At 40.7% G+C, this 26,059-nt stretch carries 18 protein-coding genes and 1 pseudogene; all 19 read right to left on the bottom strand.

Annotation, left to right across the window (positions count from 1 at the left end):
* Nucleotides 1–31 precede the first annotated feature (31 nt).
* Nucleotides 32–511, bottom strand: coding sequence for a hypothetical protein (locus tag ZA06_RS09005; RefSeq protein ID WP_053977143.1), 480 nt, complete (start codon nt 509–511; stop codon nt 32–34).
* A gap of 62 nt (nt 512–573) precedes the next feature.
* Nucleotides 574–1,857 (bottom strand): APC family permease, encoded by a 1,284-nt coding sequence (locus ZA06_RS09000; RefSeq protein WP_053977142.1) that lies wholly within the window; start codon nt 1,855–1,857, stop codon nt 574–576.
* Nucleotides 1,858–1,905: 48 nt separating this feature from the next.
* The gene (gene eutB, locus ZA06_RS08995) at nt 1,906–4,224 is read right to left on the bottom strand and encodes an ethanolamine ammonia-lyase subunit EutB (protein ID WP_053977141.1); all 2,319 of its coding nucleotides are present in this window, start codon (nt 4,222–4,224) and stop codon (nt 1,906–1,908) included.
* Nucleotides 4,225–4,327: 103 nt separating this feature from the next.
* Complete coding sequence (locus ZA06_RS17085; RefSeq protein WP_262493379.1) at nt 4,328–4,612, bottom strand: GNAT family N-acetyltransferase; 285 nt, start codon at nt 4,610–4,612, stop codon at nt 4,328–4,330.
* 24 nt (nt 4,613–4,636) lie between these two features.
* Nucleotides 4,637–5,512: pseudogene (locus tag ZA06_RS08990) on the bottom strand (pirin family protein); the annotation flags it as partial.
* A gap of 148 nt (nt 5,513–5,660) precedes the next feature.
* A complete protein-coding gene (locus ZA06_RS08985) occupies nt 5,661–7,979 on the bottom strand; it encodes an arylsulfatase (RefSeq protein ID WP_053977140.1) in 2,319 nt (772 codons plus the stop codon).
* A gap of 213 nt (nt 7,980–8,192) precedes the next feature.
* A complete protein-coding gene (locus tag ZA06_RS08980; RefSeq protein ID WP_053977139.1) occupies nt 8,193–8,768 on the bottom strand; it encodes a TMEM175 family protein in 576 nt (191 codons plus the stop codon).
* Between the two features lie 81 nt (nt 8,769–8,849).
* Entirely contained in the window at nt 8,850–9,425 is a 576-nt protein-coding gene (locus tag ZA06_RS08975) for a hypothetical protein (protein ID WP_157503201.1), read from the bottom strand.
* A gap of 26 nt (nt 9,426–9,451) precedes the next feature.
* Nucleotides 9,452–9,925, bottom strand: coding sequence for a hypothetical protein (locus ZA06_RS08970; protein WP_053977137.1), 474 nt, complete (start codon nt 9,923–9,925; stop codon nt 9,452–9,454).
* Nucleotides 9,926–10,123: 198 nt separating this feature from the next.
* A complete protein-coding gene (locus ZA06_RS08965; RefSeq protein WP_053977136.1) occupies nt 10,124–10,591 on the bottom strand; it encodes a hypothetical protein in 468 nt (155 codons plus the stop codon).
* A gap of 45 nt (nt 10,592–10,636) precedes the next feature.
* A complete protein-coding gene (locus tag ZA06_RS08960) occupies nt 10,637–11,797 on the bottom strand; it encodes an efflux RND transporter periplasmic adaptor subunit (protein WP_053977135.1) in 1,161 nt (386 codons plus the stop codon).
* 7 nt (nt 11,798–11,804) lie between these two features.
* The gene (locus ZA06_RS08955) at nt 11,805–16,139 is read right to left on the bottom strand and encodes a CusA/CzcA family heavy metal efflux RND transporter (RefSeq protein WP_053977134.1); all 4,335 of its coding nucleotides are present in this window, start codon (nt 16,137–16,139) and stop codon (nt 11,805–11,807) included.
* Between the two features lie 283 nt (nt 16,140–16,422).
* Entirely contained in the window at nt 16,423–17,598 is a 1,176-nt protein-coding gene (locus ZA06_RS08950; RefSeq protein ID WP_053977133.1) for a TlpA family protein disulfide reductase, read from the bottom strand.
* Nucleotides 17,599–17,728: 130 nt separating this feature from the next.
* The gene (locus tag ZA06_RS08945; RefSeq protein WP_053977132.1) at nt 17,729–18,748 is read right to left on the bottom strand and encodes a TQO small subunit DoxD; all 1,020 of its coding nucleotides are present in this window, start codon (nt 18,746–18,748) and stop codon (nt 17,729–17,731) included.
* 10 nt (nt 18,749–18,758) lie between these two features.
* A complete protein-coding gene (locus ZA06_RS08940; RefSeq protein ID WP_053977131.1) occupies nt 18,759–19,181 on the bottom strand; it encodes a DsrE family protein in 423 nt (140 codons plus the stop codon).
* Between the two features lie 174 nt (nt 19,182–19,355).
* Nucleotides 19,356–19,742, bottom strand: coding sequence for a hypothetical protein (locus tag ZA06_RS08935; RefSeq protein WP_053977130.1), 387 nt, complete (start codon nt 19,740–19,742; stop codon nt 19,356–19,358).
* Between the two features lie 164 nt (nt 19,743–19,906).
* Complete coding sequence (locus ZA06_RS08930) at nt 19,907–22,063, bottom strand: S46 family peptidase (protein WP_053977129.1); 2,157 nt, start codon at nt 22,061–22,063, stop codon at nt 19,907–19,909.
* A gap of 254 nt (nt 22,064–22,317) precedes the next feature.
* Complete coding sequence (locus ZA06_RS08925) at nt 22,318–23,364, bottom strand: PepSY-associated TM helix domain-containing protein (protein ID WP_082331989.1); 1,047 nt, start codon at nt 23,362–23,364, stop codon at nt 22,318–22,320.
* A gap of 96 nt (nt 23,365–23,460) precedes the next feature.
* Nucleotides 23,461–25,788: a TonB-dependent receptor gene (locus tag ZA06_RS17190; protein WP_053977127.1), complete on the bottom strand. Its 2,328-nt coding sequence runs from the start codon at nt 25,786–25,788 to the stop codon at nt 23,461–23,463.
* Nucleotides 25,789–26,059 lie beyond the last annotated feature (271 nt).

Here is a 26,059-nt window from a genome sequence, read left to right as displayed (position 1 = left end):
CTCAAAACAATAAAGGGACATGGTGTTGATATTAGTTTATTTGTTTCAATACTTTTATTTGGTTAACTAACTTGTTCAAGCCATCATAAACTTCTTTACAAAATCCAAATTTTGTTTCTTCATTATTTATTTTTAAATCTATTTCATATCCTGTACCACCGGCATATCCGCCACATCCTGAATTCGATTCTTTGGCTTCACTTTCAAAAGCAATAACTAAATCAATCAATCCATTAATAGACCCTGAGAAATGCTCGGTTTCAGATTCCTCATTCGTTGATGAATGATAAAAAAACATTTTTTTGTTCCGTTGTGTTATATAGATTCGACCATAATTTAAATCGACGCATCCTGATAATTGTTTGTATATTATTTCGATTTCTAAGGAATCAGTGTTTTTGAATTTTTGACTGATTATCTCGGGATACGTTTTATCTATCTCAGTTTTATGTTTTAATCCACTACAACTAATTGAAATTATAAGAATAAAAAGTACTGAGTTTAGTTTCATTAAATTTTAAATTAATGTCAAGCCTTTTATAAATATAGTTGTTTTTGTGCTTTATAAAGCTATCAGTTTCTAGAACTCTCAGACCGCTTAAACAAATATTCCATTACAAAGCAGCTAGCAATAATTACAAAGGATACCAAAATGCCAAGCAAATTAGTGCGATACTGTTGCTGAATGAGTACCACAAGGGCGGTCATGCACAAAACAAAACCAATTAAAGGAATGAATTTATAACTTCCCGTGTCTTCAGCCAATCTGAATCCAACCAGATTAACGATTCCAAAAATTAATAGAAACCCAATACTGCCAGCTGTGGAAATGCTTTCCAATTTCAAAACATTCACCAGAATCAAAGTGGCGATAGAGGTGATGAGTAACCCAATAGGGTGGTTCCAGAATTTGGCTAAAAAGTGATGCGGTAGTTCATCATCTTCGGCAATTTCATAATTCACCCTACTACCGCCGTAAAGCGAAGCATTAATGGCAGAAAAGGTCGAAATCAAGGCTGCTATGGTGATAATAGTAAAGCCTACTTGCCCCAACATGGGTTTGGCGGCTTCGGCCAATACATAATCCTGTGCATCCGCAATATTTTGGAAAGGTAAGGAGCCCACGGTAACCAAAGCGATTATGAAATATAGGACAATCACAAAAATGACTGAAGTATAATAGGCCCTTGGAATATTGCGGCTGGGATTGGCAATATCTGGAGCGGCATTGGCAATGAGTTCAAAACCTTCATAAGCCACAAAAATAACCATACCTCCAGCAAACAAATGGATAAAGGGTTCCCAATTGGTAACGGCCAATTGTTCGATATTAGGATTCCCCATTAAACCATAGGCCCCAATACCAATAAACCCGATAAGAATAATCAGTTTAATAACGACGGCATAAGATTCAATTTTACCAACCACAGCAATACTGTAATAATTAATGGCCGTGGCCAATACAATAATGGCACTGGCGTAAATATGAAAATTGATGCTTTTGTCATGTGTGATTTGCCACAGGTTAGGGGCATAGGCTCCAAAGGCCGAGGCATACAAAGACAACATGATGATATAACTTACCCATAACAGATTATTCATAGCACCACTAAACACCGATTTCCCAAACCCTTGATTGATAAATTTTACAGTACCGCCGCGGTCAGGATAGTTCAGGGAGAGTTTTACGTAAGAGTAGGAAGTAATCAAGGCAAGAAGTCCTGCCCATAAAAAAGCAATTGGTGTGCCGCCTTTTGCCAAACTTACGGCTAGACCCAACACTGCAAAAATGCCGCCACCAACCATACCGCCAATGCCTATGGAAATCGCTTCTTTAAGGCCTATCTTTTTGTTCATATAGAGGTGTCATGGTTGCACATTACTTGGATGCGGTTTTATGGGATGTTACCCCGTTTTTTGGGTAAGAAATAAGGCATTCAAAATATTCACCGTATTGGTAATGGCTAATTGTGGGGTGAGTGCTGTATCGGAGATGCCTGAAACCACCTTGGATATATTGTGGTCTACAGTGCCTTTTTTTTGCCATACCGAATTAGGGGCAACGGTTAAATAGGCCGAAAAATTATGGTGGCCCGAGCCTGGACGTTCCCCGATGATATGGACGATACCATGAGGCTTTGGTTCATTGGATGTATTGCCAAACAGAAGTTCTCCACAGGCATATCCGGCACGGACACGACCGTTGGTTATCATGATTGGTTGCTTGCTTAGGCTGTAGCCCTGTGATTTCATTGCTTTGATCAATCCATCCAAAAAGGGAATCAAATGGCCTTCATCCATCAATGCTCTGGCATTAAGTCCGTCTGAAATGATGATTTGAATGTCTGGAGGGCTTTTCCAAGTATTTTTTAGGGAGTTAACCTGGTGTATGGCATCGGGGTTTAAAACTTCACCCGATTCTGGATGGTACACGTAATCTTTTCGATTATGGGAAGCCGTAGCAATAGCTAATGATGCTGGAATGCTTTGTACAAACTCAGGTTGCATTTCAGTCCAAAGACTGACCTTGGCATCATCATATAAATACTGTACTTGCTTCTCCAGTTCCGGCTTTAAATCCCAATAGTTTTTGCCGTAACCCTTAGCAATAGGGACACCGCGGTTTTCTATACGTTCAATGGCAGCTTTGCCTTCATTGTAAATAACCTCCAAAGTTCTAGTGTCATTCTTGGCTTGTCGGTATTTATAATACACCCAGATAGGATCTCCAAAATGTTTCGTGGGGCGTCCTTCCTTGTCGATAACTTCTAATTTTTTAAAGAAGTCCCACATGGTATCATTCACTTTATAACCAAAGTCTTCTCTAATTCTGACATGATTATTGAAGGCCGTAGTCAAATAGCTCAGCATAGGATCGTTTTTGGTGGGAAGTGCCATTAAATAGGCTGGATTTGCAGGCATGACTTGTTCGATACACCAGTCCAGATCCTGTAAATTCACATCCATATGCAGGGTGGAACAGATGTCCAATCCTATGGTGAGGCCGTGGAGTTTGCCCATCACGGTATCTTCCAGACAACAGCGTACCAGTTGTTCTTTGGTTCTAAACACTTCAGGACCAATAAATCCGGCGACATCATTCACGTGGACCCAGGAGTTGTTATCTCCTTTTAAAGCACTGATTTTTTGTTTTAAAACCCTCAAGAAACCATATTTCCGAGATTCATGCATTACCATATCAAAGCCTTCGGCATGGCCGTTGGTGAAATCGGCGCCTTGTCCTGTTTCGGCATAAAAGCCAAAATGCCCATCACGAAGCGATGCATATTGCAGCATTTTATCGATGGTTACATCAAAGGTATTGTTGGCATTCACTGTGCCGGCAATACTCTGAAACCAGATGCCGGTGCTTCCTGGATGTTGACGTTCCACTTCCGCTTGCACATCTACATGGGATAGCACACAGTTTGGGATGGTAGTTTCCAAACCAAAACCTGAAATAATGTCAAACAAGGTTTTTTCAATAGCAGCTACAGATTCGGGGTCACTGGAGACAGGATTGGTGCCCAACACCACATCACCAACCGCATAAGACCAAGAATTAAACACCTGCCATGAAATATCTTCGGTATTATCTGTGGGGGAATTGGGTTGTACACGAGCGCCCATATACCCATTACTGCCGATGTTACTGTTGGGCAGCGGATTAAACACCTTGCTTCCAATGGCAATGAGCTCGTCGTTGGTCATTAATTTTACCACACAGGCTATGGTGTCACTGCTAAGGCTTGGCATGATGTTTTTAATATCACCTTCGGTACTGTGTAGCAAAAATTCTTTGAGCTGTTGTAAGGTCCAGGAATCGACCTTGGTGTTGGTAGAGAGTGAGTTTACAATCAAGTCCGATAGTTCATCTTGAAACACATTGTGAGCAGAAAGGTCTTTGATAGCGGTATTGCCTAGTAATTGTCTAGCATGAATCCTGGATTGTTCATTGTCTGCAGCTATGTTCAGGGTTTGGTCACCTTCCTTAAAGTCGTTTGCGGCCCCTAAAATCTGTTTGTAAAGAGTATTGTCAAAACTGCCTTTAACCCTGTTGATGTATCCAAAAACGTCTTCATCCTTTTGGGGTTGTTCAATGTTAGGGGCTTTTGGGCCAGAAAGAGTCGTTTTAGAATCAGAGGCTAGGATAGGAGAGCCATTCAACAATAATAGGGAGGCTCCAGTAATACCTACTTGTTTTAAAAATTCTTGTCTGGTCATAGCGGCACGGAATTTTTAGTGAATAACCAAGATACTGAATTTCAAAGTAATTTCCGAAATAAGACTGGATTGGGATTCCTTAAAACCCATTTGTGCTCAGTTTCTACCTAAAAATCATCTCATGTAAGCTTTCGTCCTGTTCCATCACTCGTTTGGCATAAGGACACAGAGGCAGGATTTTAACTCCTTTGGATTTGGCATATTCCACACCTTTTAGCACCAATTGTTTGCCGTAGCCCTTGCCTGAAAACTTTTCAAAGGTTTCGGTGTGGTCTATAATGAATTTGTGTTTACCGGCCCAAACATAGGTCATTTCTCCTGCGGGGATGCCATTTTCCAAAATGGTAAACTTTCCTTTTTTGTCCTGCTCTTCTCGAGTAAAGCTCACAATATTCTTTGGTTTATTATAGTTGGGCAGAGGAACAAATTCCTCTTCATCTCCAGGCACTTTTGGAAAGGCCTCCAGATTTTGTTCACTCCAATTGATTTTTGCTTGTTCTAAAATGTTTTTATTTGAACTCACAAAATTCCAATGGATAAAACGTTCTTCAGGAAATGGAGTCCCTCCAAAAATGTACACCGTAGTATTGGCTTCCATTTCAAATGCGCACAGAGTACTGTCTTTGGCAATTAAAATTTGCTTGGGACCATATTGATGGCCATCACTTTTAATGCCCCCTTCCAAGATGTAAAGGGCCGATTCCCCATAAAGATCTTTGCCAATCGATACCATTTGCTCATTGCCGCTTTTTAACTCTAAAAAGTACAGGGAACTGTGAACCGGTACAGGTGATGTTTTGCCAAAGGCTTCCCCTGCAATAAGTTTGATGTGGATATCATTATCTTCCCACGAGGGGATGTCGGAGGCCTCAATATGGTGAAAAGACGGTTCCGATTGTTCCAATTCTTTAGGAAGACCTACCCAAATTTGAAGGCCGTGGAGTTTTTTATCCGTTGTTCTCAAGTAGTCTGGAGTCCTTTCTGAATGGACCACACCTTTACCGGCGGTCATCCAATTAACCGCTCCAGGTTGTATTTCCATGGCCGTTCCCAAACTGTCTCTGTGAAAAATAGCGCCTTCAAACAAATAGGTGAGGGTAGATAAGCCTATATGCGGGTGTGGTGGTACATCCAAATTTTGATAGTCCTTAAGTTCAGCCGGTCCCATATGGTCAATAAACACAAAGGGCCCCACGGCTCTTTTTTGGCGAAAGGGCAAAAGTCTACCAACTAGAAAATTGCCAATATCGGCAGCGCGTTCTTCGATAATCAATTGAATGTTGGACATGGTGGCATGAGTTTTTATTGAAAGATGGATTAAGGGGATTTTTTATTTGAAATACCGTCAAAAAAATAGCCACCTAATTAGCTTAAAGGTGACTATTTTTTTTGGAACCTGCAATCCCTTTTTATGGAATGTAATGACTGTTAAAGGGTTATTTTGGGGCAATATCGATGTTGACTTCCACGATTTTACCTTCATAGGCAAAAGGTGGGTGGTAATTTTCCGTTACTGGAGATCCCGTGTCTTCACCAATGCCGAAAGTGTCAATTCCAAACCTTCCGGGAACGGTGTGTTCCAATTTGGCTTCCCCCACTTTTTCATTATTGATATATAAAGTAACATTGGCTCCTTTTCCAGCTCCACCACCATCGTATTTAAAGTCTACCTTCACAGAGGCCAATCCATCTGGGAGTTTCTTTTTCGATTTTATAGTAGTGACTTCTGCTTCAAAGAAATTGTAAATAAAAGTAGGGTAGCCGTCTTTTACATAAAGTGTGTACCCAGCTCCAAGGCCTCCAATGGCATTAATAACCCCGTCTTTTTCTTTAGCAGTGGTTTCCAACATCGCTTCTAAAGTCCATGAGGTGTTTTTGGTATTGGGAGCCGCGGTTTCAGGAATACGCGTAGCACCTTCATAATAGGTGAATTTGGTACGATCACCCAAAGGCGAGGGTTTGGGTACGGCCAACCTTGCAGCCCCACGATCATCCAATGGGAATACATGGTACTTTTCTGCTTCCTCTTCCCATATAGCTTGAAGTTCCTTTAACTTGTCTGGGTATTTATCGGCTACATTCACAGCTTCAGAGAAATCCTCCTTGACATCGTAAAGCTCCCATACTTCATTTTCAAACCCTGGGGCAAGATCTTGTCGCCAAGGGAAGGTGTGCTGATGGGCTGCTACCCAACCATCATGGTACAATGCTCTGTTGGCAAAAACCTCAAAATACTGAGTCGTTCTTATTTCTGGTGCTTTTGGATTCGTAAAGGTAGAATAGAATGATTTTCCATCCATGGGGCGTTGTTTGACACCTTCTACATAGTCAGGAAAGGAAATACCCGTTGCTTCCATAATGGTGGGCACCACGTCTATAAGGTGAAGGAACTGCGAACGCATACCGCCTTTATCCTTGATTACTTTTGGCCAAGAGACCACCATGGGGTTGCGGGTGCCACCAAAGTGAGATGCTACCTGTTTGACCCAAGGGAAGGGCGTGTTCCCTGCAAAAGCCCAACCTACTGGGAAGTGGGGCTCTGTAGTGGGGCCGCCAATTTCATCAGCTTTTTTCAGGTTTTCCGAAATGGAACTTGGAATCCCATTGAGTCCTTTTACTTCATTAATGGTGCCTTCCAAACCTCCTTCGGCACTGGCTCCATTGTCGCCAACAATGTAAATAATTAACGTGTTATCGGCATCTGGCAATTCGTTTATGGCATCAATCAATCTGCCTACTTCATGATCGGTAAAGGCGAGATAGCCTGCAAAATTTTCAAACAACAAGCTGTAAAACTTCTTTTCTTCCGCGGTTCTTGAGGCCCAAGTAGGAACGGAGTCGTTACGAGGGGAAAGCAAAGCGTCCTTAGGAATAATACCCATTTTCTTTTGTCGTTCATACACAATTTCACGCTCCTTGTCCCAACCATGGTCAAATTTGCCTTTGAATTTATCACGCCATTCCTTGGTAACATGGTGAGGGGCATGTGTGGCACCAGGGGCAAAATACATAAAGACGGGTTTATCAGGCGAAATGGATTTTTGCAATTGGATCCAGCTAATAGCCTTATCCGTCATGTCCGTCATAAAATGATAGCCTTCTTCTGGAGTAGTGTCGGGCTCTACTGCAACGGTGTTTTCAAAAATAACGGGATAGTACTGATGGGTTTCACCAGCATTAAAACCATAAAAATAATCAAACCCCAATCCTGTTGGCCAACGGTCGAAAGGCCCTGCCGCACTGGTTTCCCAATCAGGTGTGTTGTGGTTTTTTCCAAACCACGAAGTATTCACGCCATTATATTTCAAAACTTTAGCAACAGTAGCAGTGCTTTTTGGAATCATAGTGGTGTAACTTGGATATCCCGTAGCCCATTCTGCAAGGAAACCACTTCCACAGTTATGGTGGTTTCTACCGGTAATCAAAGCGGCTCTTGATGGACCACAAATGGCAGTGGTATGGAAACGGTTGTAGCGCAAACCATTATCAGCGAGTTTGTCAAGGTTAGGTGTAGGGATGGAGCCTCCAAAAGTACTGCTCATTCCAAAACCAACATCATCCAAGAGAATAATGACCACATTAGGCGCTCCTTTGGGCGGTGTGGGAAGCTCTGGCCAATCCATTTTGGAGTCTTTGTAGGTACGGCCAATCTCTCCATGGAATTCAGGATCGTCATGGGGTAGCTTGTTTCGTTCTTGTGATTGCAAGGGTGAAATAACAATAAGGGCAAACAGAATAAATAGAATTCTTTTCATCTCGAATTATTTAATTAAAATACACATTGGCCTGGCTAATGGAGTCTTGTTGATGGTATTAGCATCATTCAAGAACTCCCATAGCTGATTGCGTAGGTGACAATAAATTGGTTCTGAATTTATTTGGGAGAATAATTTCTCCTAAAGATAAAATAATTTGAAGAAAAAAAAATGTTTGTTCTTGTTAATCAATGTGTTAAGTATGTGTTTTTTTCAATTTTGAAGGGTGTTTTCAATGCGTTTATCAGGGATGATCCACATAATGGCGACTATAACATAGCATAGGATTCCAATTACAGGAATAAAAAATGAGGCTACCACGCCTACAAGGTACAAAGCAAGGGAAGCGTATTCTTTCTTGTTTCCGGAAAGGGCCTTGCCAATTTTGGAAGTTTTACCTTCAAATTTAATCGCTGCTTTTTCCAAAACTAAAAAGGCAATGGCAGCCAATAGGAGGTTCATACCATAAAGAGCAACAGGGTAGGTGTCAAAATGGTTTTCACCCATCCATCCCGTAGTAAATGGCACCAAGGACAAACTGAACAATAAAAATAAATTAGACCACAGAACACTGCCGTTTACTTTTTCCATAGCCTGAAACAAATGGTGGTGGTTGTTCCAATACACCCCCAAATAGATAAAACTTAAGACATACGACATGAATTTTGGGAGTACAGGTTTTAGGGCCTCCCAACTGGAGCCTTCCGGTACTTGCATTTCCAAAACCATAATAGTAATGATGATGGCCAGAACACCATCGCTAAAGGCTTCTAATCTGTTGGTAGTCATGGATGTATTTTTAGTGTTGGATTGATTAAGGTAAATTACACCAAAAATGCGTGATGGACAAGAGGGAAGTTTTTGGCAGATTTAGAGTTTTTTTACACTAAAATCATCAATCCAGAAGCTGCCGGGTTGGAGCAAGTTCAATTGCACACGTAGCCATTGCTCCTTGGGAACGTCAACTTCATAAGAAAACTGTTGCCAATTCTCAATTTTGGAATCGGTATCAATGAAGGTAATCATGTTGCCTGTTTTTGCAGAGACACCACCAGCGCTAAACTTAAATCTAGTCCCGTGGTTACGGATCCAAAAACTTATTTGATACTTGGCGGGACCTTCATATTTTCCAATATCAAAAAACTCATTGGTAAACCCAGGTGAATTCCAACCACCATCGGCTCTGCAGGAGGTAATATCGAACTTTAAGGATTGCTTTCCTTCTTTATAGATGATGGTGTCCAATACAATTTTGAAATCGGCATTGGGAACTGTGTTGGGGGTATACAATAACCAATTTACAGGTATGCCGTTTTGGGAAACTTCAAAGCTGCCATTGAGTCCCGCAGAGGGATCTGTAACCTTTTCACTCAATTGTCGGCATGAAGTCAATAATATGCTGAATAAAACAAGGAATGTTAAACAGGATCTTGTATATCGCTTCATGATATGGGTTTTAGAAGAATGAGGTGTTATTCAATTAACTTTTCACCGTATTCTAGATAGTGGTTGATGGCTTTTTCCCAGCCTTTCATGGTTTTCTCAAAGGCCTTGTCAAGTTCAGTAGCAATCCATTTATTTTTACTGTCGTTAAGCCCTGTGTACTCATAAGTAATATTTGCAGTAGTGCTGCCATTGTGATTATTTTCCAGGACAATGTAGATTCTTACCACTTCTTCCTTGGGGGTAATTCTAACAAATTCTACCTTATAGTGTTTGGGGTCATGTTGGGTAACATACCAAATTGTGGGTTCTTTGCCGTGATGGGGTGTTGAAAATACGCAGCCTTTTTCAACAAGTCCTGACTTGGAAAAAATCATGGTGTAATCCCAACCGTCAATCCAATCCTTTTCCCTAACAGGGCACAATAATGGAAATACCTCATCCGGAGTTCCATTGTTGATTTGTTGATAGGATTTTGTTGCTTGAATTCCTTGAAAAGCCATGGTTTTGCCTTTTAATAATGCCTAGTTGTAGGCTCTATATACGATAGTTGGGGAAGAAAAAATGCTAAGTTAAAGGTAAGGAATTTTGAAGAAGTATGTTAGTAGCAGGAGAGGAGCTAGTTGTTATTGGCAGTTGGACTGCAGTATGTTGTTTTTCCACTGAAACCAATATTCCTGAAGGCCTTCTGGAGTGGTTTTTTAATCGCTTATATGCAACTCATGTCCTTCCATGAGGGCTTTAGAGAGTTCTTGCTTTCTTTTGGCTAGGGCGGGCGTATGATTCCAACCTCCAACATGGTCAAAGGAGGTATAGGCGTCGCAGGCTTCTTTTACGGTTACAAATGGAATAGATAAAGAATACACAACGTGGCCAGTTCCCATGCCCTCCGTACTCATTTGTATGTTTGAAAAATCTACCTTACCGTAAAGCTCATTTTTATAAAGCTCTTTTAATTTATCACCTACGGCAGCCGACATTTTGTTGGAAAATTGATGGGCAACATCAGAGCCGTTGATAAATTCAGGACCAGTATAAGTGCCCATGCAACCTTTTTCGGAACATTGTATGCTCAAGTCTTGTTTTATATTTTGGACAAGATTTGTTTCTGTTTTCAGACCTGTGAAAATACAAATGCTTAGAAGTAGACTGGAGATGAATTGATTCATGGTAAAAAGTTGTAGCTATACAACCAATATACTAAAAATGGAGGTTTATTCCGTTATCAAATTAAAAGCTCCTTTCACCAAAAATTCCGTGTTGGGATCAAATGCATCAGCATTCAGTAGTTGGGTATAGCCATTATAAGAGCTTCCAACGCTTACAGGGGTCTTTTTAAAGGTCGTGTCATTCTCTTTAACCAACACAAAATAGTCCTTATCAATATTGGAAATGGCATCCGAAGGTAATGCTGGATACTTTGAGGAAGCCGTCACAATTTCTCCTTCTATATACATGCCTGGAGCAAACAGTTTGGCGTCTTCGGGATTGTTTAAATCTCCATGGATATCAATGGTTCGTTCCTTTTCATTTATGGCTCTATTGATGAGGTGTACGCTTCCTTTATAGATTTGCTCATTGTCATTTTGAAGCCGTATGTTGATAGGTTGCCCCATTTTTACCTTTGGAAGGTCTTTTTCGAAGATTTTCAATTCTATATGAAGCTCGTCCGTATTGGTAACAGTCATGGCCACATCACTTGGGTTGAGGTACATGCCTTTACTAGCTTCTATGGAAGTAATATATCCCGACAGAGGGGAAGGGACTGCAATCACCGAACGCATATTGGCTCCCGACAAGGTGTTGGGGTCTATATGCATTAATGATAACTGTTTTTGGAGTGCTTGGAATTGGGCCAAGGTCACCTCATAATCCGATTCAGCCTTTAAAAAACTCTTCTGCGAGGTTACATTGTCGGCCATCAAGGCTTTTTGCCGTTCATAATCCGATTTTAAGTAGGCCAAACGACCCTTGGCTTCCAAAAAGTTCTGTTGTATTTGGATGTATTCGGGGTTTTCAATGGTAAATAAAGTCTGTCCCTTTTTTACATAGTCTCCGGGTAGCAGGCTGATGTTTTTTACATAACCCGCAAAGTAGGCACTCACGTCGGCCTGGTTTTCTGGAGGTACGGCAAAGCTTCCGTTGGCCTTAATGGTGGTGTTGAATTCCTGTGTACTGATTTTTCCAAGTTCCATTTGCCCCAATTGGAACTGCTGAGCCGTTAAGGTAATGAGATTAGGATCCTGTACCTCGGGACTGATTGCTGTGTTCGGAGTTTTGGACTTAGAATCGCAGGAGGTAACAGAGGTGCCCAAAAGTATACCAAAACTAGTGAGGAGAAAGGGTTTTAAGATATGTTGAATAGTCTTGTCCATGAGGAAGCTAAAAGGTTAAAAAGTTGATTTCTAAAACAGTCGTGTTGTATTGGGAAAGATTTTCCAGATAGTTGATTTCTATCGTTTTGGAACTTTCCAAAATCTGAACGTATTGCAGGAAGTCTATTTCACCATTTTTAAAGGCTTTGGTGGCGGTTTTGGTCAATTCTTCAGAGAGTTGTGCCCCAGTGGTTTCATAATAGTTCACAGCCTCTTCATACTTTTTCAAATCAGTCAACAGACTTTGGTATTTGGCGGTCAATTGACGCTTGTAGTCTTCAAATTCATCACTAACGATAAGGGTTTCGGTTTTTGCGGCATCAATTTTTGCCTTGTTGGCTCCAAACCATAGAGGAATAGAAATACCGGCTTGAAATCCGTTATAGCGTTTAGCATTATCACCATTGTTGGTACCTTGAAATACCGAAATGTGCAAATCCGGGAGTAAGCGTTGTCTTTCCAATGAAAGACTATAATTGCTCAATTCCTCTACCGAATTAAAATATTGAATGCCGAGGTAGGCTTCCATGTCAAGTTCCTGCAGCTCCAACCGAGGCAATTTGATGTCCTCTACGGTAAAAACAGAATCTATTTGCATCCATTGCTGCAATGAAGTATAGGCTTTATGGATGTCTTCTTGGGTTTGGGAACGTGAAATGGCAATTTCCTTTTGTTTGGCTTCGGCCGTAAGTTTTTCCAATAGATTGGTTTCGCCTACCTCATATCTTCTAGTGGCGGCCATTGAAAATTGCCCATATAGACTATCTAAAAAGGTATAGCGTTTCAGGACATTGTTGAGGTACACCACGTTGTAATACGCTTTTTGAACCTCTTTGGTTACGTTTCTCTGATGAATGAGATACTGTTGCGAGCTTATAAGCGCTTTTTGTTTGGCTACTTTTCGCTGTGCGCCATAAATAGTGGGGAATTGTAAAGATTGGTTGATTCCAAAAACATTTAAAGGCTCTCCATTTTCAGCAATATTGTTTTCGTCGTAATGGTAGTAAATCTCTGGTTGATCCAAATCGAAGGCACTGCCAACCAAGCTTTGCGATTGCTCTGTTTTTTTTGCATAGGCTTGAAGGCCTTTGTTGTTTTCTAAAGCAAAGGTAACGGCTTCATCAACGGTAATAGTGTGTTGCTGGGCCTTAGCAATAACTGGAATGCATAGAAGAAATAGGAGCATTGCTGGTTTTAATGGATTGTATTTTTTTGGTTTGGATGCGGAAGGTTTTCTGTCGAATATGGAATAAAGTACGGGCAGCACTATCAGGGTTAAAGCCGTAGCGGTAATTAGCCCGCCCACCACAACGGTGGCTAAAGGGCGTTGTACTTCGGCGCCAGCTGAGGTAGAAATGGCCATGGGCAAAAAGCCTAAAGCCGCCGCCGCCGCGGTCAATAATACAGGGCGTAACCGGTTTTTGGTCCCTAGAAGAATCCGTTCCTTGATGTCGCTCACACCATGGGCTTTCAGTTCTTTAAACTCTTCAATAAGTACAATCCCGTTGAGGACGGCTATCCCGAAAAGTGCTATAAAACCAACCCCTGCGGAAATACTAAAAGGTAAATCCCGAATATAAAGTAGCATCACACCTCCAATGGCAGAAAGTGGAATGGCACTATAGATCATCAGGGCTTCTTTCATGGAGCTAAAGGCAAAGTAGAGCAGTACAAATATGAGGGCCAAAGCTATGGGCACTGCAATTTTCAACCGGTTTGAAGCTGTACGAAGGTTTTCGAACTGTCCACCGTAGCTTATGGAATAACCCGTTGGAATGCTAATGTCCCGCTCAATGATATCCTGAACATCCTTGACCACCGATTCTAAATCACGATTCCTCACATTTACCCCAACCACAATGCGTCGTTTGGTATTGTCTCTAGAAATTTTTGCAGGACCTTTGGTGTACGTTATGGAGGCAAATTCGCTTAAAGGAACCCGCTGTCCGTTGGGCAAGGATACCGATGCGGTTTCTATATGTTCAATATCCTTTCTGTGGCTTGGCTCATAGCGAAGGACTAAATCAAATTGCTTTTCGCCTTCAAAAACGGTGCCTGCGCGCATCCCTGCAAAGCCCATCGTGATGATATTGTTTAAATCTTCAATGTTCAAACCGTATTTAGCTATTTTTCTCCGGTCGAAACTCACGGTCATTTGTGGTAGTCCAACCGTTTTTTCTACGGTGATATCGGCTGCACCTTCTACATTTTTGATGGCTTTTTCTATTTCCATAGCTTTAGAATAGAGTACGTCCAAATCTTCTCCAAATATCTTGATGGCCAAATCGGCACGTACTCCTGTAATCAATTCGTTGAAGCGCATTTCTATGGGTTGTGTAAACTCAAAATCGACCCCGGCAATTTCGGAAAGGGCTTCCTTGAATTTGTCGGCCAATTCATCTTTGCTCGATGCCGATACCCATTCTTTTTTGGGTTTCAGTTTGATGATGACATCACTTTCTTCCATAGACATGGGGTCTGTAGGCACTTCAGCAGCGCCTATTCTGCTAACCACCTGTTCTACTTCGGGGAATGTTTTTAAAATGCGTTCCATACGCGTGGTGGTGGCAATGGTTTGGCTTAAGGAAGTCCCTGTTTTGAGCACGGGTTGAATGACAAAATCCCCTTCATCAAGAGTGGGGACAAATTCTCCTCCCATTCGGTTGAATAAAAATGCAGTGAACAACAACAAACTTATGGCAAGTCCCAAAACGGTTTTTTTGTGCTGCAAGGCCCAATTGATGGTAGGCGTGTATTTGCTTTCCAAAAAGGCAATTAGTCTTGAAGAAACGGTGCGTTTTTCGGTATTGGAAGGTTTTAGAAATAGCGACGCCATTACAGGGATATAGGTGAAACATAGCAGCATAGCTCCAATCAAAGCGAAACAAAATACGAGAGCCATAGGTCGGAACATTTTCCCCTCTACATTTACCAAGGACAGAATGGGGATAAACACGATAATGATGATCAATTGCCCAAATACAGCAGAGTTCATCATTTTGGTGGCTCCGTTGTAGGTTATCTTGTCCATCAACTGTTGCCGTTCTGGTTTTGGAAGGGATAACAGCTTGGTGCGGTCACTGGTTATTTTAAAGGCGATAAATTCTACAATGATGACGGCCCCGTCAATGATGATTCCAAAATCAATAGCACCAAGGCTCATGAGGTTGGCGTCTACACCAAAAATATACATCAAGGAAAGCGCAAACAGTAAACTTAAGGGGATAACAGAGGCGACCACCAAACCAGATCGAAGGTTGCCCAAAAGCATTACCACCACAAAAATGACGATCAAACACCCCAATATTAGGTTTTCTGCAATGGTAAAGGTGGTTTTGCCAATAAGCTCGCTACGTTCCAAAAACGGATTGATATAAATGCCTTGGGGAAGGGAAGGTTGAATGGCGGCCACGCGTTCTTTTACAGCTTCAATGACGGCGTTGGAATTCGCATCTTTAAGCATCATGACCTGTCCCAATACTTTTTCTCCTTCACCGTTTCCTGTAATGGCGCCAAAGCGGTTGGCATATCCAAAACCTACCGAAGCCACATCTTTTATGTAAACGGGAATATCGTTTGTTTTAGAGACTACAATATTTTCAATATCCTGAATGGAATTTATCAAACCTTCCCCACGGATAAAGTAGGTTTGGTTGGTTTTTTCGATATACCCACCTCCGGCTATATTGTTGTTTTGTTCCAAGGCATCATAAACTTCAAAGATAGAAATGCCCATAGCACGGAGTTGCTCGGGGTTGATGCTTACCTCATAGGTTTTTAAATGCCCACCCCAAGTGTTGACTTCTACCACGCCTGGTATTCCGGAGAGCTGGCGTTTTACCACCCAATCCTGTATAGTTCGGAGATCGGACAAGGAGTATTGGTCCTTGTATTTTGGATCGACGTCAATGATATATTGGTAAATTTCCCCCAAACCAGTAGATACGGGACCCATAAAAGGTGACCCAAAGCCAGCTGGGATTTTCTCTTCGGCACTTTTAATTTTCTCGGCAATAAGTTGGCGGGGAAGATAGGTGCCCAAAGCATCTTCAAATACCACGGTCACAACCGACAGTCCAAATTTGGATACTGAACGGATTTCCTTAACACCGGGAAGATTGGCCATTTCCAATTCTACAGGATAGGTCAAGAATTTCTCCACATCTTCCGTAGCCAAGTTTCTGGAAGTGGTAATGACTTGCACCTGATTGTTGGTAACATCCGGAACGGCACCAATAGGGATGTGGGTCAAGGAATACAGACCAAACCCAATAATACCAAAGGTAAATAGCAGTATAATAAGTTTATGGTGGATACTGTATTGGATAATGCGTTCTAGCATCTGTGCTGGTTTAGTTAAAAGCCCTTAAATAGAGATCATCGAGAAAAAGTAATAGAGGTATTTAAGGATCTTTTTGAAATTTTACTCAAAAAAATTAACTGTACTAATGTAAGAAATTTTGCTAAGCACTTATGTATCAAAAGATACTGAGAAGTAATTTGGAATGCTTATTAATTATGATGAGAAATAAAAGATTGCTTCATTCCAAATTGAGAACAAATTTGTTGCAGGAATAGACGAAAAGAGAAATAGCTCAATTCGATTTATTGGAAAGGGATTGTTTCTATTTGAAATGTTCTTCTAAAAAAACTTTTAGGGCCTCGCCATGCAAGTTTTTGGCAATCACCACCCCGTTTTCATCCAAGATAAAATTGGCAGGAATGGTCTGCACACGAATATGTTTTAAGAAATCAGCATTGTCTCCTTGTAAATCTGATACTTGTAGCCAACGGTCCGCTCCATCAAGTTTTGAAGCAGCTTGCCATGTGGCTGCCTGGCTTTCCAAGGCATAGGCAATAATTTGTAAACCATCGTCATGATAAGTGTCCCAAAGGGGTACCAAAACTTCTCGGTTTTCCTTTCGGCATGGGGCACACCATGAGGCCCAAAGGTCAATAATGGTGAGCTTACTACCTAAATGTTCTCTAAGTTGCAGTGTATCCTTCGTCAAGGTAGGAAGTGCTGCGTCAGCAAATACATCGCCTATTAAAACCGGCAAATTAGTCGCATCACTCATTTTACACAATTGTTGTGTCCAAACATGTTCAGCTTGTTGTTTTCTCCATTTGGCGCATTGCCTCACCAAAAATTCAGGGACACGCTCATAATCATTTTCCGGACTTACCCAGCGTAGGGCTACCACGGCAGGCAGAAAGTACTCGGTAGCATCTGCAAAGTCCATCAATTGGGTTTGGTATTCCAAGATGGCGTGTTCTTTTTCCAACAATTCACTGCCATCTTCAACCTGCCATTCTTTACCTGCTAGATAGTTTTGGTAAGCTTGGTATTTTAGGTCTCTTAGGTTTAGGAGTGCTGTATTAGCTTTGGAAGGGTTTGTTATTTGAAAGGTCTTTTGAAAGGCCTTCCATTCCGCAGAAATTTTTAAAGTTTCTCCAGTTTGCCATACTATGGGCATATAGTTCGCACTTTCTTGAGCTTCAGTTTCCAAATAATTCGGGGATTTTCCAGTAGGTTGTACGGCCAATTCCAATAATCTCTCCGTAGATGATAAAGGCATATTTCGGAACTCAAAACTTCCATCATCCTTGATGGTTGCAGAATCGATAACTTTAGCAAAATAGGGAGCTCCCAAATCTTGTAAATTTTCAGGTTCCAGAAGGTAGATTTTGGAACCTTTTTGCTCAGCTCCAGTTATTACTCCTGAAATGTCGGCAGGCGATTGGCAAGCTACAATAGTTAAAGCGGTGTATGCAAATAGGATGGAGTGTTTTAGGCTCATGAGTTGTTGGGATTGTTTTGCACAACAAATCTAAGATTTTTGGTTTGTTGTATAGCCATTCGTAAGTGGATAATTGGGATCAAAAATCAAAACGGTTTAGCCAATCTGCCAAACCGTTCTGAATTTAGGATTAAGGTTTTCGCAGATCATAGGTCCAAAAAGCACCGCTGATATCGGTTAGTTTTAGGGTATAGTGACCTTTTGGTAAATTTGCCAAATCTGAATGAGATAATTGCAATTTAGCTTTGGCTCCCAAAGGGATAAGCAAACTATGCTTACCAGGCTTTATTTTGGCAATATAATAATTGTCAATAGAGGTTTCTGGCAATGAAGCCAAGGCTTCCTGGGAGTACTTTACAACGGCATTGTTTTGTGCGTCCAATAAGTCTATACCTATGAGCCATGAGCCATACACATCAACACCCTCGGTTCTAAAAACGTCAAAAGACAAGATTTCGTTATCCAGTGCACCATTGCTAATTTCTAGTTTGGGTTTTACGGATTTATTGTGCAAAGGTCCCCATAATCCTCCATGGAATACTTGATTGGTCATTAAGGTAATCCCTAATATGCACAGAGAACCTATCAATACAAATTTTGGAAATAGACGGTCCTTAATAGGCAAAGCTCCAGATCCCAACCAAGTAAACCATGATTTTTTGGTGAGAGAGAAGTTATGTTTTCTTAAATAGTTGTCCAACGAATATTGGCCGCTTCCCGTAAGGAATAGTACAAAGCCAGCCGCAATGCCCAGTACACCAATTTGCCATTCGTCCAAGCAGGTTGTGCCTATCCAACCAGATCCCAAAAGGATGCCCATGGCTAAACCAAAGACTCCAATACTCATCAGTCGGGTGAACAGTCCCAGTAAAATAAACAAGCCTACAATGCCTTCAATGATGGTGAAAATGACCATGTTTAGCCAAAGCACATCAGGGTTTTCAACCAAATATTGAATAATGGGTTTGATGCCTAGGGCATGGGGTAAAAAGTGATTGAATTTCTCACCGATATAACCGGCTACTTCAGGGTCTAGTTTGTCTGCTAAAATGGTGCGCCTCCAAAAGGCCGAAAAATAGGTCCAACCTACGACTAATCTCAGTGCTAGGGACAAAAGTCCCGCGTTATTTTTTATTTGGGTGTTTTGCATGTTGTGGGCCTTAAATGGTGAGCGTATTAAATCCTTGTTTGGTAAGTTGAAATCCATATAGAATACCGTTTTCAACCACTGTGATGTTTTTTGGTAACTGTTTTTGGTCTACATTGAATTTTTTCATGGAAATACCACAAACAAAAACTTTAATATTCTGGGATTTGGCGTCCTTCAAAAGCTTTTCAAATTCGGGGTTGTTTGGAATGTCGCTTACTGTTTTTCCACAAAGGATGACATAGAAATCACCATATGCTTTGCCATCTTCTTTTTCAAGATCATTGGCAGTAATCAGTACGGGATTGAGTTGTTGGATATTTTTGGATAGGATTAAATAATTGTTCTTTTCAGGATCGAAATCCTGAGCAAATAAGCTGTTGCTGCCTATTGACAAGAGGCATATAAAGGCGATATAAAAAAGTTTATGTTTCATGACTTTCTAAGTTTTGATTGTATTAAAAAGGGGAGTACCCATAGTTGGGATTCCTGTTGTGGTCAATATATCCTGAGAGTACGCCTGCAGTGTATGCGAGCCATTGTTATAGGATATAAGAAGACATCGTACCAAAGAATTTCCTTGGTAGCCAAAATTAAAAACGAAGAGAACTTAGAGGTAGTTTTTAAAGTTGCGGTATAGTATATACAGCGGAACTGAAGTTCCCAAAGGGGCTTTGGTTTCTGAAGAAACGAAGACTTTATTGTCTGTTTCCGAAGCCCAAAGCTTTTGGGAAAAAGAGGCCATTGCAGTGTTAGCCAATCTATCCTTAGCAGTCTTTTCTTTGGAAGACGCCAGTATCGTTTTGGCAATCTCAAAGTCACTGCAAGTACTTTTACCAAGAGTAGATTTACTCTTATTGGAAGCTTCTGTGGTGGCTAAGCCAAACTCGCTTTGGATATAATTGCGAACCTTGCACGGAGATAGCAACAGCAAAAGCATAAGCCCCAAAACAGGGGGGATATGACCAATAGATTTGATGTTGCTTTTGTTTTCCATGTGTCAAAACTAACAAAAGAAACCCAACGAAAGGCTGTTGTGCTTCTTAATAAATGTTAAAGTAATGGAGATCTATGAAAATGAAAGATGTGTATATTATAAAAAAAACCGAGAGCATGTGCTCTCGGTTTTTTTATAAATGTTTATTATTTCAACGAAGAGATTTAGCTTTGGTTGTCGGTAGCTATGATGGTTAATTCATCGATGATATTTGACGCATTGGAGTAAGTCTCTATTAACCAAAGCAGGTACCTAACATCTACATTGATGGTACGTTGCAAATCCTTATCAAAAATAACATCACCGGCCATTGCTTCAATGTTGCCATCAAAAGCCAAACCTATTAATTCTCCCTTGCCATTCAATACTGGCGATCCAGAATTTCCGCCTGTAATATCATTATCTGTTAAGAAATTTATAGGAAGCTGCCCTTGGCTGTTGGCATATCTCCCGTAATTTTTCTTTTCGAACATCTCAAGCATCTTTGCAGGTAAATCAAACTCTTCATCATTAGGCTTGTATTTGTTTACCATACCTTCTAGGGTCGTGTAATTGTTGATGCTGGCATCGTTTCTTGAATCTTTTGGCAAAGCTCTTACTTTTCCATAGGTCAAACGAAGTGTTGAGTTGGCATCTGGATAACTGATCTTGCTCAAACCAGATTTGCGCAAACCATCAACTAGCAATCTGAAGGATGCTTGATAGTCGTTTAAAGGTTGTACAAGATGCTCTGGTTGCTCTCTATACTTGGTCAGCAAGGCTTCAGAAAGGATATAGAGTGGGTCATTGGCCAATAATTCGGCATTAGGGTAATCCAAGAAGGCCAATGCGCCTTCTTTGGTTGTAAACATACTTAATTGGAAACAAGCATTGACAAAGGTATCTAGGTTGTCCTCAGCCTTTACATTGGCAATAACTTCTGGCAATTGGTAATTGGATTTTGAAGCATACAATTTGAGTTGCTCAGCCAATATTTCCTTTTCAAGTGGTAAACAGTGGTCCTTGTACAAAGCTTCAATATAGGCCTTGATTTTTGGAGACAATTCTTTACGTTTGGCCTCATTGGATGAGATGTAGGTTTCAAAAATTTGACCTATTTTATATGGTAAATTAGAAAATGTGCTGGAGCGTAGAATAACTCTTAGGTAGTTGTCGTGTTTCGCCTTGTCATTCGTTAAACTGTAATAGTTATTGATATTGGAAACAACATTTCCGTAGGTGTCTTTGTTTGCAGATTTGTTGGCCCATTTGTTGAACTTGCTTTCTGTTTTACGCTTGGTTTCGGCAGTTTTATGAGCCGTTAGGGCGTCAATCATGCCTTGACGGTTTTTCCAATAATTCGCAATAACGGCATATTTGGAGGCGTACATTAAGTTGATGGACTCGTCTTGGTCCATATACTTTTTCATGACATCCATGCTTAATTTAGAGCCTTCTACCCAAGCAGGGTAAGCATAATTAACATTTTGTTCAATCCCTTCGGCTGGCATCCAACGGTTGGTTCTTCCTGGATAGCCCAAAATCATGGCGAAGTCATTTTCTTCCACACCATCAATATTCACTGGTAAATGATGTTTGGCCTTTAAGGGAACATTATTAGTTGAATACTCTGCAGGCTGTCCATTGGCATCTCCATAGACTCTGAAAAGTGAAAAGTCTGCTGTGTGGCGAGGCCATTCCCAGTTATCGGTGTCACCACCATATTTTCCTAAGCTTTTAGGAGGTGTTCCAACCAATCTTACGTCGGTATAATCTTCATATACAAAATAGTAATACTCGTTTCCTTGAAAGAAGGAACGTACAGAAACTTTGTATTTACCGTTCTCGCTATTTTCCTGTTCAATTTTTGCAATCTCTTGATTGATGATGGCTTCGCGCTCTATTTCAGTCATTGAAGCATTTACTTTAGATAAAATGCGTTCAGACACATCGTCCATTCTCACAAAGAATCTTACGTACAATTGTTCTGGTTTTAATTCTTCGTTTAAAGACTTGGCCCAAAACCCATTTTTAAGGTGGTTTTGCTCTGCTGAAGATAGCTCGGCAATAGCATCATAACCACAGTGGTGATTGGTAAGTAAAAGCCCGTTTTCGGAAATAATACTGGCTGTACATCCACCATTGAACTGGACAATGGCATCCTTTAAGCTTTGGTTATTTATGCTGTAGATTTCCTCTGGAGTCAATTGAAGCCCCATTTTTTGCATATCGCGATGGTTGAGGCGTTCGATGTGCATCAAAAACCACATGCCTTCATTGGCAAATAGGGAAACCGGTAATGAAATCCAGAAAACAAGGATTAACAGACTAATTTTCTTCATTTTTATTTTGTATTTAGTTTAATAATAAGTGTCCTTAAGACTAGGAATTTATTTTATGCATCGAAGTCCTCTGAACAAGGCGCAAAAATAGGGGTAATATTTTGATTCGGGCCGTACTTTGTGTAATCATTAACGCTTGGCAAATTGGTGTTTGTAAAGCGGTTTTTAAGTGCGGTTCAACTCATTCAAAGTATTCGAAATTTTATTCAGAGTTTAATGCGTTGCGCTTAAAATACTGAATCCGATCACGAGGCTTATTTTTTTGATTTTTTGCGCTTCTGCTTCCAAATGATAAATCCGGTCACGGATAGAAAAGGCCCTGATAAACCTATGAAACAGTAAAGTAGTTTGATGAACATGCCTCCATATTGCCCAAAGTGTAAAGGAGATACCATACTGTCCAAGCGGGTGAGGAGAGAGGCTTCCGATACTTTGGTAACTGATGAAATAGCTCCGGTATTACTGTCTATAAGGATCTTGTTGAAATATTTGCTGTAATAAAACGGATCGGAATCAAACGTACCGTTCACAGTGATTGGCGCTTCTTTTGTTTTAGGAAAACGCAAATACGAAGGAGTGAAATCAGGGTAGTTATCCGTGATGGTTTTTAAACTTTCTTCAATAGAAATAGTCACTTGCGGTGGTTCTGGAAGTTTAGGCGTCTGTAACGCCGATCTAGATACTTTAAAGGCCAAAACGGTTCCTGTAATCACCAATACTAAATTGAACAACAAAGCCCAAACGCCTACATAACGGTGTAGGGCCGAATAGAAATTACGACTGTGGGAGCGTTTTATCTTCACTTTAAACAGTAAGGTTTTAACCAAGACCTTACGGTATAAGATAAGCCCCGTGATTAAGGACAAGAAAAAGAGCACCCCAACAACAAAGACCAAAATTCGGCCATATACTCCAGCATGAAAGGAATAGTGCAATTTCAAAATCCATTTGGCAACGGTTGTATTGGCATCAATGTTGGCAATAATGGTTCCGCTTTCGGGATGTACAAACACAAAACGTCTGGCATCGGGAAGCCGCAAATTAAATAGAATGGATTCCCCAGGTTGAAAATGCACAATTCTGGTTTCCCATTCTGGAAATTGGCCTTGCACGGTATGAATGGCCTGATCCAAGTTTAGTGTGCTTTCAGAGCTAACCTCAGCTCTATAGGCTCTAAAAGTAATATCATCTATGTCTTCATTAAAGGCCAAAATTGCACCGGTAAGTCCTATTACCAATAGAAAAAGTCCAGAGATCAACCCTAGATACGAATGATATTTTAAAAGGCGTCTGTTATTCACGTTTCAATTAAAGTGCAAACATTGGGATAAAATGGATTATAACAAAAAACATCCTGCAAATATATTACAGGATGTTTTAATGAGATAGGGAGTGGTTTAAAGTTTCACGGTAAGTGATACATTAAAACGGGCTCCGTTGGCTTTTATATAATCGTTATTACGTGCTGCAAATTGTGACAACAGGTTATAGTAATCTTCATTAAGAAGGTTTTCAATTCCTAAACCAATAGTTGTAGATGGCGACATCTGGTAGCTAGTGCTTAGGTTTACTAGGTTGAAACTAGAGATAGGACCTTGTCCGTATGAATAATCACCATTCTCGTTAGCCTCGAAATGATCTCTACTACCTGAGTAGATGTAAGAGATTCTTGCATTGAAGGCATTACTTAAATTATATCCTAAATAAAGCACACCTTTCACCGGAGGAATACGGTCACTGTTCATGTAAGTGTCGTAGTTGTCGTTGTTTTCTACATCCAATTTACCTTCAGTATAGGAGAAGGATCCTCCTAAGTTGAAATATTGGGATAATTTGGTGTCAGCAGCTACCTCAAATCCGTAAACGCGTTCTGGCTGACGGTCAATTTCGAAAATACCGCTTGGTAATTCAGTATAAGTGGCTCCAAATTTTGAAGTACTGATAAAATACGCGCCACTAAAATTGGTTTGTCCAATACGACTGTTGAAACCAATTTCGTAGTTGTTGGCAATCACCGCATCCGAATTGATTTGGCTTACGGTGCTTTCTGTAGCCGAACGCAACGTACGTCCTAAATCGGCAATAGAGAAACTTTGTGAGAAGCTCACAAACGGTTTGAATACCGACCATTTATTGTAACGTAATCCTACGTTAAAAGTCGTGGCATTATAATCCAAATCGCCACCATCAACAGCAACACCACCACTACTAGGCGTTGTCGCTCCGGCTGCGTAACGGGTTAGGGTTACGTAATCAGGAATGTGGATGCCAATGTTCTCAAAACGGACACCTGCTTTAAATACAAAATTCTTGTAAAGTGTTTTCAACTGTGCATATGGTGCAATGTTAGTCATGTCGGTTTCTGGAACCCATGGTCTGCCGTCTATTAATTCTTGAGCAGTCACATCGTTCAACACGTCCAATCCGTATAAAACGTTTCCAGATACCTCACCAAATTGATAAGTAGTATTGAAATTGAAACGCGCTCCCATTTTGGTAGAGATGATAGACGATTGTCCGCCGTCAAATCCTAAATTAGGATCGTAGAAACTTGTAGTATATCCGTAAACAGTTCTAAAATCCTGGGCGTACAAGTTTAGTTTGAAATCGGTGTTCTTAAAGATATTTGTGAAATCGTAGGTCAACTGTGCATTGTGGTTGTAACGGTTTCCTTGGTCTACAGCCAAATCTTCTCCCAATACTCCAATAGAAGGTGTTACCCCATACTCTCCAACCTGTGCAACATAGTCAGAATTTTGGTTGCTGCTGAAGTAGTTGTACATTAATTCCACCTTGTGGTTGTCTGCAATTTGATAGTTCAATTTTCCAAACAAACTGTATTGATCGGTTTCTCCAATTCCGTAATACGGAGAAATAACTTCCCCGTCGGCATCGCGGAAGACACCTGTTTGTCTGAAGGTTCCGTTGACTACATAGCCCAACTTATCCAAATTTCCAGAGAAAGTTTGGGAAATGTTCGCACCTACAGTTTTTTCAATGGTTTTTAAGGCTCCAGTGCTTCCAATCATGGTAGTGCTTTCAAAAGGCTTGGCCGCATCTGTTTTCTTGGTAATATAGTTCACAATACCACCATCGGCACCGTTTCCATAAATGGCAGTAGCCCCTTTAATTACCTCAATACGTTCAATGGTATTGGGGTCTATGGTATTGATATCTCTACTTCCGTTACGCAATGGCGTAGACTGTGGGATTCCGTCAATCAAAATCAACATTTTTCTACCTCTCAAGGTTTGCCCTGTATTACTGGTTTGGTTGGTGCTTAAGGAAATTCCTGGAATTTCCAACAATACGTCAGCTATATTGGTACTGGTTTGTTGGTAGCTTTCAATTTCTTTGGAAGAAAGCACAGAAACAGAAGATGGTACTTCATCCAAAGTTTCGCGAACTCGGTTGGAAGTAATCACCACTTCGTTTAACGCTTCTAAATCGGTTTGTAAGGTGAAGTTGATCTCTAAGCTTTCGTTGATTTTTAAGTCAATTTGCTGAGTTGCCTTAATGTAGCCTACTGCTGAAAATACAAGCGTATATTGGCCTGCTTCAAGCTGCTCCAAACGGTAGCTTCCTTGGTCATTGGCCATGGTGCCTTTAGAGGTTCCCTTTAAGCTTATGGTAGCATAAGGTACAGGTTGGTTGTTTTCATCGGAAATGGTTCCGTAAATGGAAGCGTTTTGGGCATAAAGGCCGAAAACACTCAAAAAAAACATACAAAAAAGTAGATGTTTCATCATTGTATTTATTTAGACTTATTATAAATGACTGCAAAAATAGGATATTATTCATTTTAAAAAGCATAAAAAAGTGACTTTGTAAGTGGAAAGTTTTAGTTGGGTAAAAGTGAAAGACTTATAAATGGAAATGGTATGCAGGGATTGGGCTACTCATTCAAAGTATCCGAAATTTTTTACAGATTTAAGCTTTTCACTGTCGTTTGAAAGATGTAATGTTAAGTAATGGTATTCATTTTAACATGTATTT

The organism is Mangrovimonas xylaniphaga (assembly GCF_001280435.1).
Classification (GTDB): Bacteria; Bacteroidota; Bacteroidia; order Flavobacteriales; family Flavobacteriaceae; genus Mangrovimonas_A; species Mangrovimonas_A xylaniphaga.
Note: the sequence above shows the minus strand (reverse complement) of the source record. Positions and strands in the feature narration are given on the sequence as shown.

What these genes read in the sequence shown, in the direction of transcription:
- ZA06_RS09005 (WP_053977143.1), bottom strand. Translation starts at nt 511, where the DNA reads ATGAAACTAAACTCAGTACTTTTTATTCTTATAATTTCAATTAGTTGT.
- ZA06_RS09000 (WP_053977142.1), bottom strand. Translation starts at nt 1,857, where the DNA reads ATGAACAAAAAGATAGGCCTTAAAGAAGCGATTTCCATAGGCATTGGC.
- eutB (WP_053977141.1), bottom strand. Translation starts at nt 4,224, where the DNA reads ATGACCAGACAAGAATTTTTAAAACAAGTAGGTATTACTGGAGCCTCC.
- ZA06_RS08985 (WP_053977140.1), bottom strand. Translation starts at nt 7,979, where the DNA reads ATGAAAAGAATTCTATTTATTCTGTTTGCCCTTATTGTTATTTCACCC.
- ZA06_RS08980 (WP_053977139.1), bottom strand. Translation starts at nt 8,768, where the DNA reads ATGACTACCAACAGATTAGAAGCCTTTAGCGATGGTGTTCTGGCCATC.
- ZA06_RS08975 (WP_157503201.1), bottom strand. Translation starts at nt 9,425, where the DNA reads ATGAAGCGATATACAAGATCCTGTTTAACATTCCTTGTTTTATTCAGC.
- ZA06_RS08970 (WP_053977137.1), bottom strand. Translation starts at nt 9,925, where the DNA reads ATGGCTTTTCAAGGAATTCAAGCAACAAAATCCTATCAACAAATCAAC.
- ZA06_RS08965 (WP_053977136.1), bottom strand. Translation starts at nt 10,591, where the DNA reads ATGAATCAATTCATCTCCAGTCTACTTCTAAGCATTTGTATTTTCACA.
- ZA06_RS08960 (WP_053977135.1), bottom strand. Translation starts at nt 11,797, where the DNA reads ATGGACAAGACTATTCAACATATCTTAAAACCCTTTCTCCTCACTAGT.
- ZA06_RS08955 (WP_053977134.1), bottom strand. Translation starts at nt 16,139, where the DNA reads ATGCTAGAACGCATTATCCAATACAGTATCCACCATAAACTTATTATA.
- ZA06_RS08950 (WP_053977133.1), bottom strand. Translation starts at nt 17,598, where the DNA reads ATGAGCCTAAAACACTCCATCCTATTTGCATACACCGCTTTAACTATT.
- ZA06_RS08945 (WP_053977132.1), bottom strand. Translation starts at nt 18,748, where the DNA reads ATGCAAAACACCCAAATAAAAAATAACGCGGGACTTTTGTCCCTAGCA.
- ZA06_RS08940 (WP_053977131.1), bottom strand. Translation starts at nt 19,181, where the DNA reads ATGAAACATAAACTTTTTTATATCGCCTTTATATGCCTCTTGTCAATA.
- ZA06_RS08935 (WP_053977130.1), bottom strand. Translation starts at nt 19,742, where the DNA reads ATGGAAAACAAAAGCAACATCAAATCTATTGGTCATATCCCCCCTGTT.
- ZA06_RS08930 (WP_053977129.1), bottom strand. Translation starts at nt 22,063, where the DNA reads ATGAAGAAAATTAGTCTGTTAATCCTTGTTTTCTGGATTTCATTACCG.
- ZA06_RS17190 (WP_053977127.1), bottom strand. Translation starts at nt 25,788, where the DNA reads ATGTTTTTTTTGAGTGTTTTCGGCCTTTATGCCCAAAACGCTTCCATT.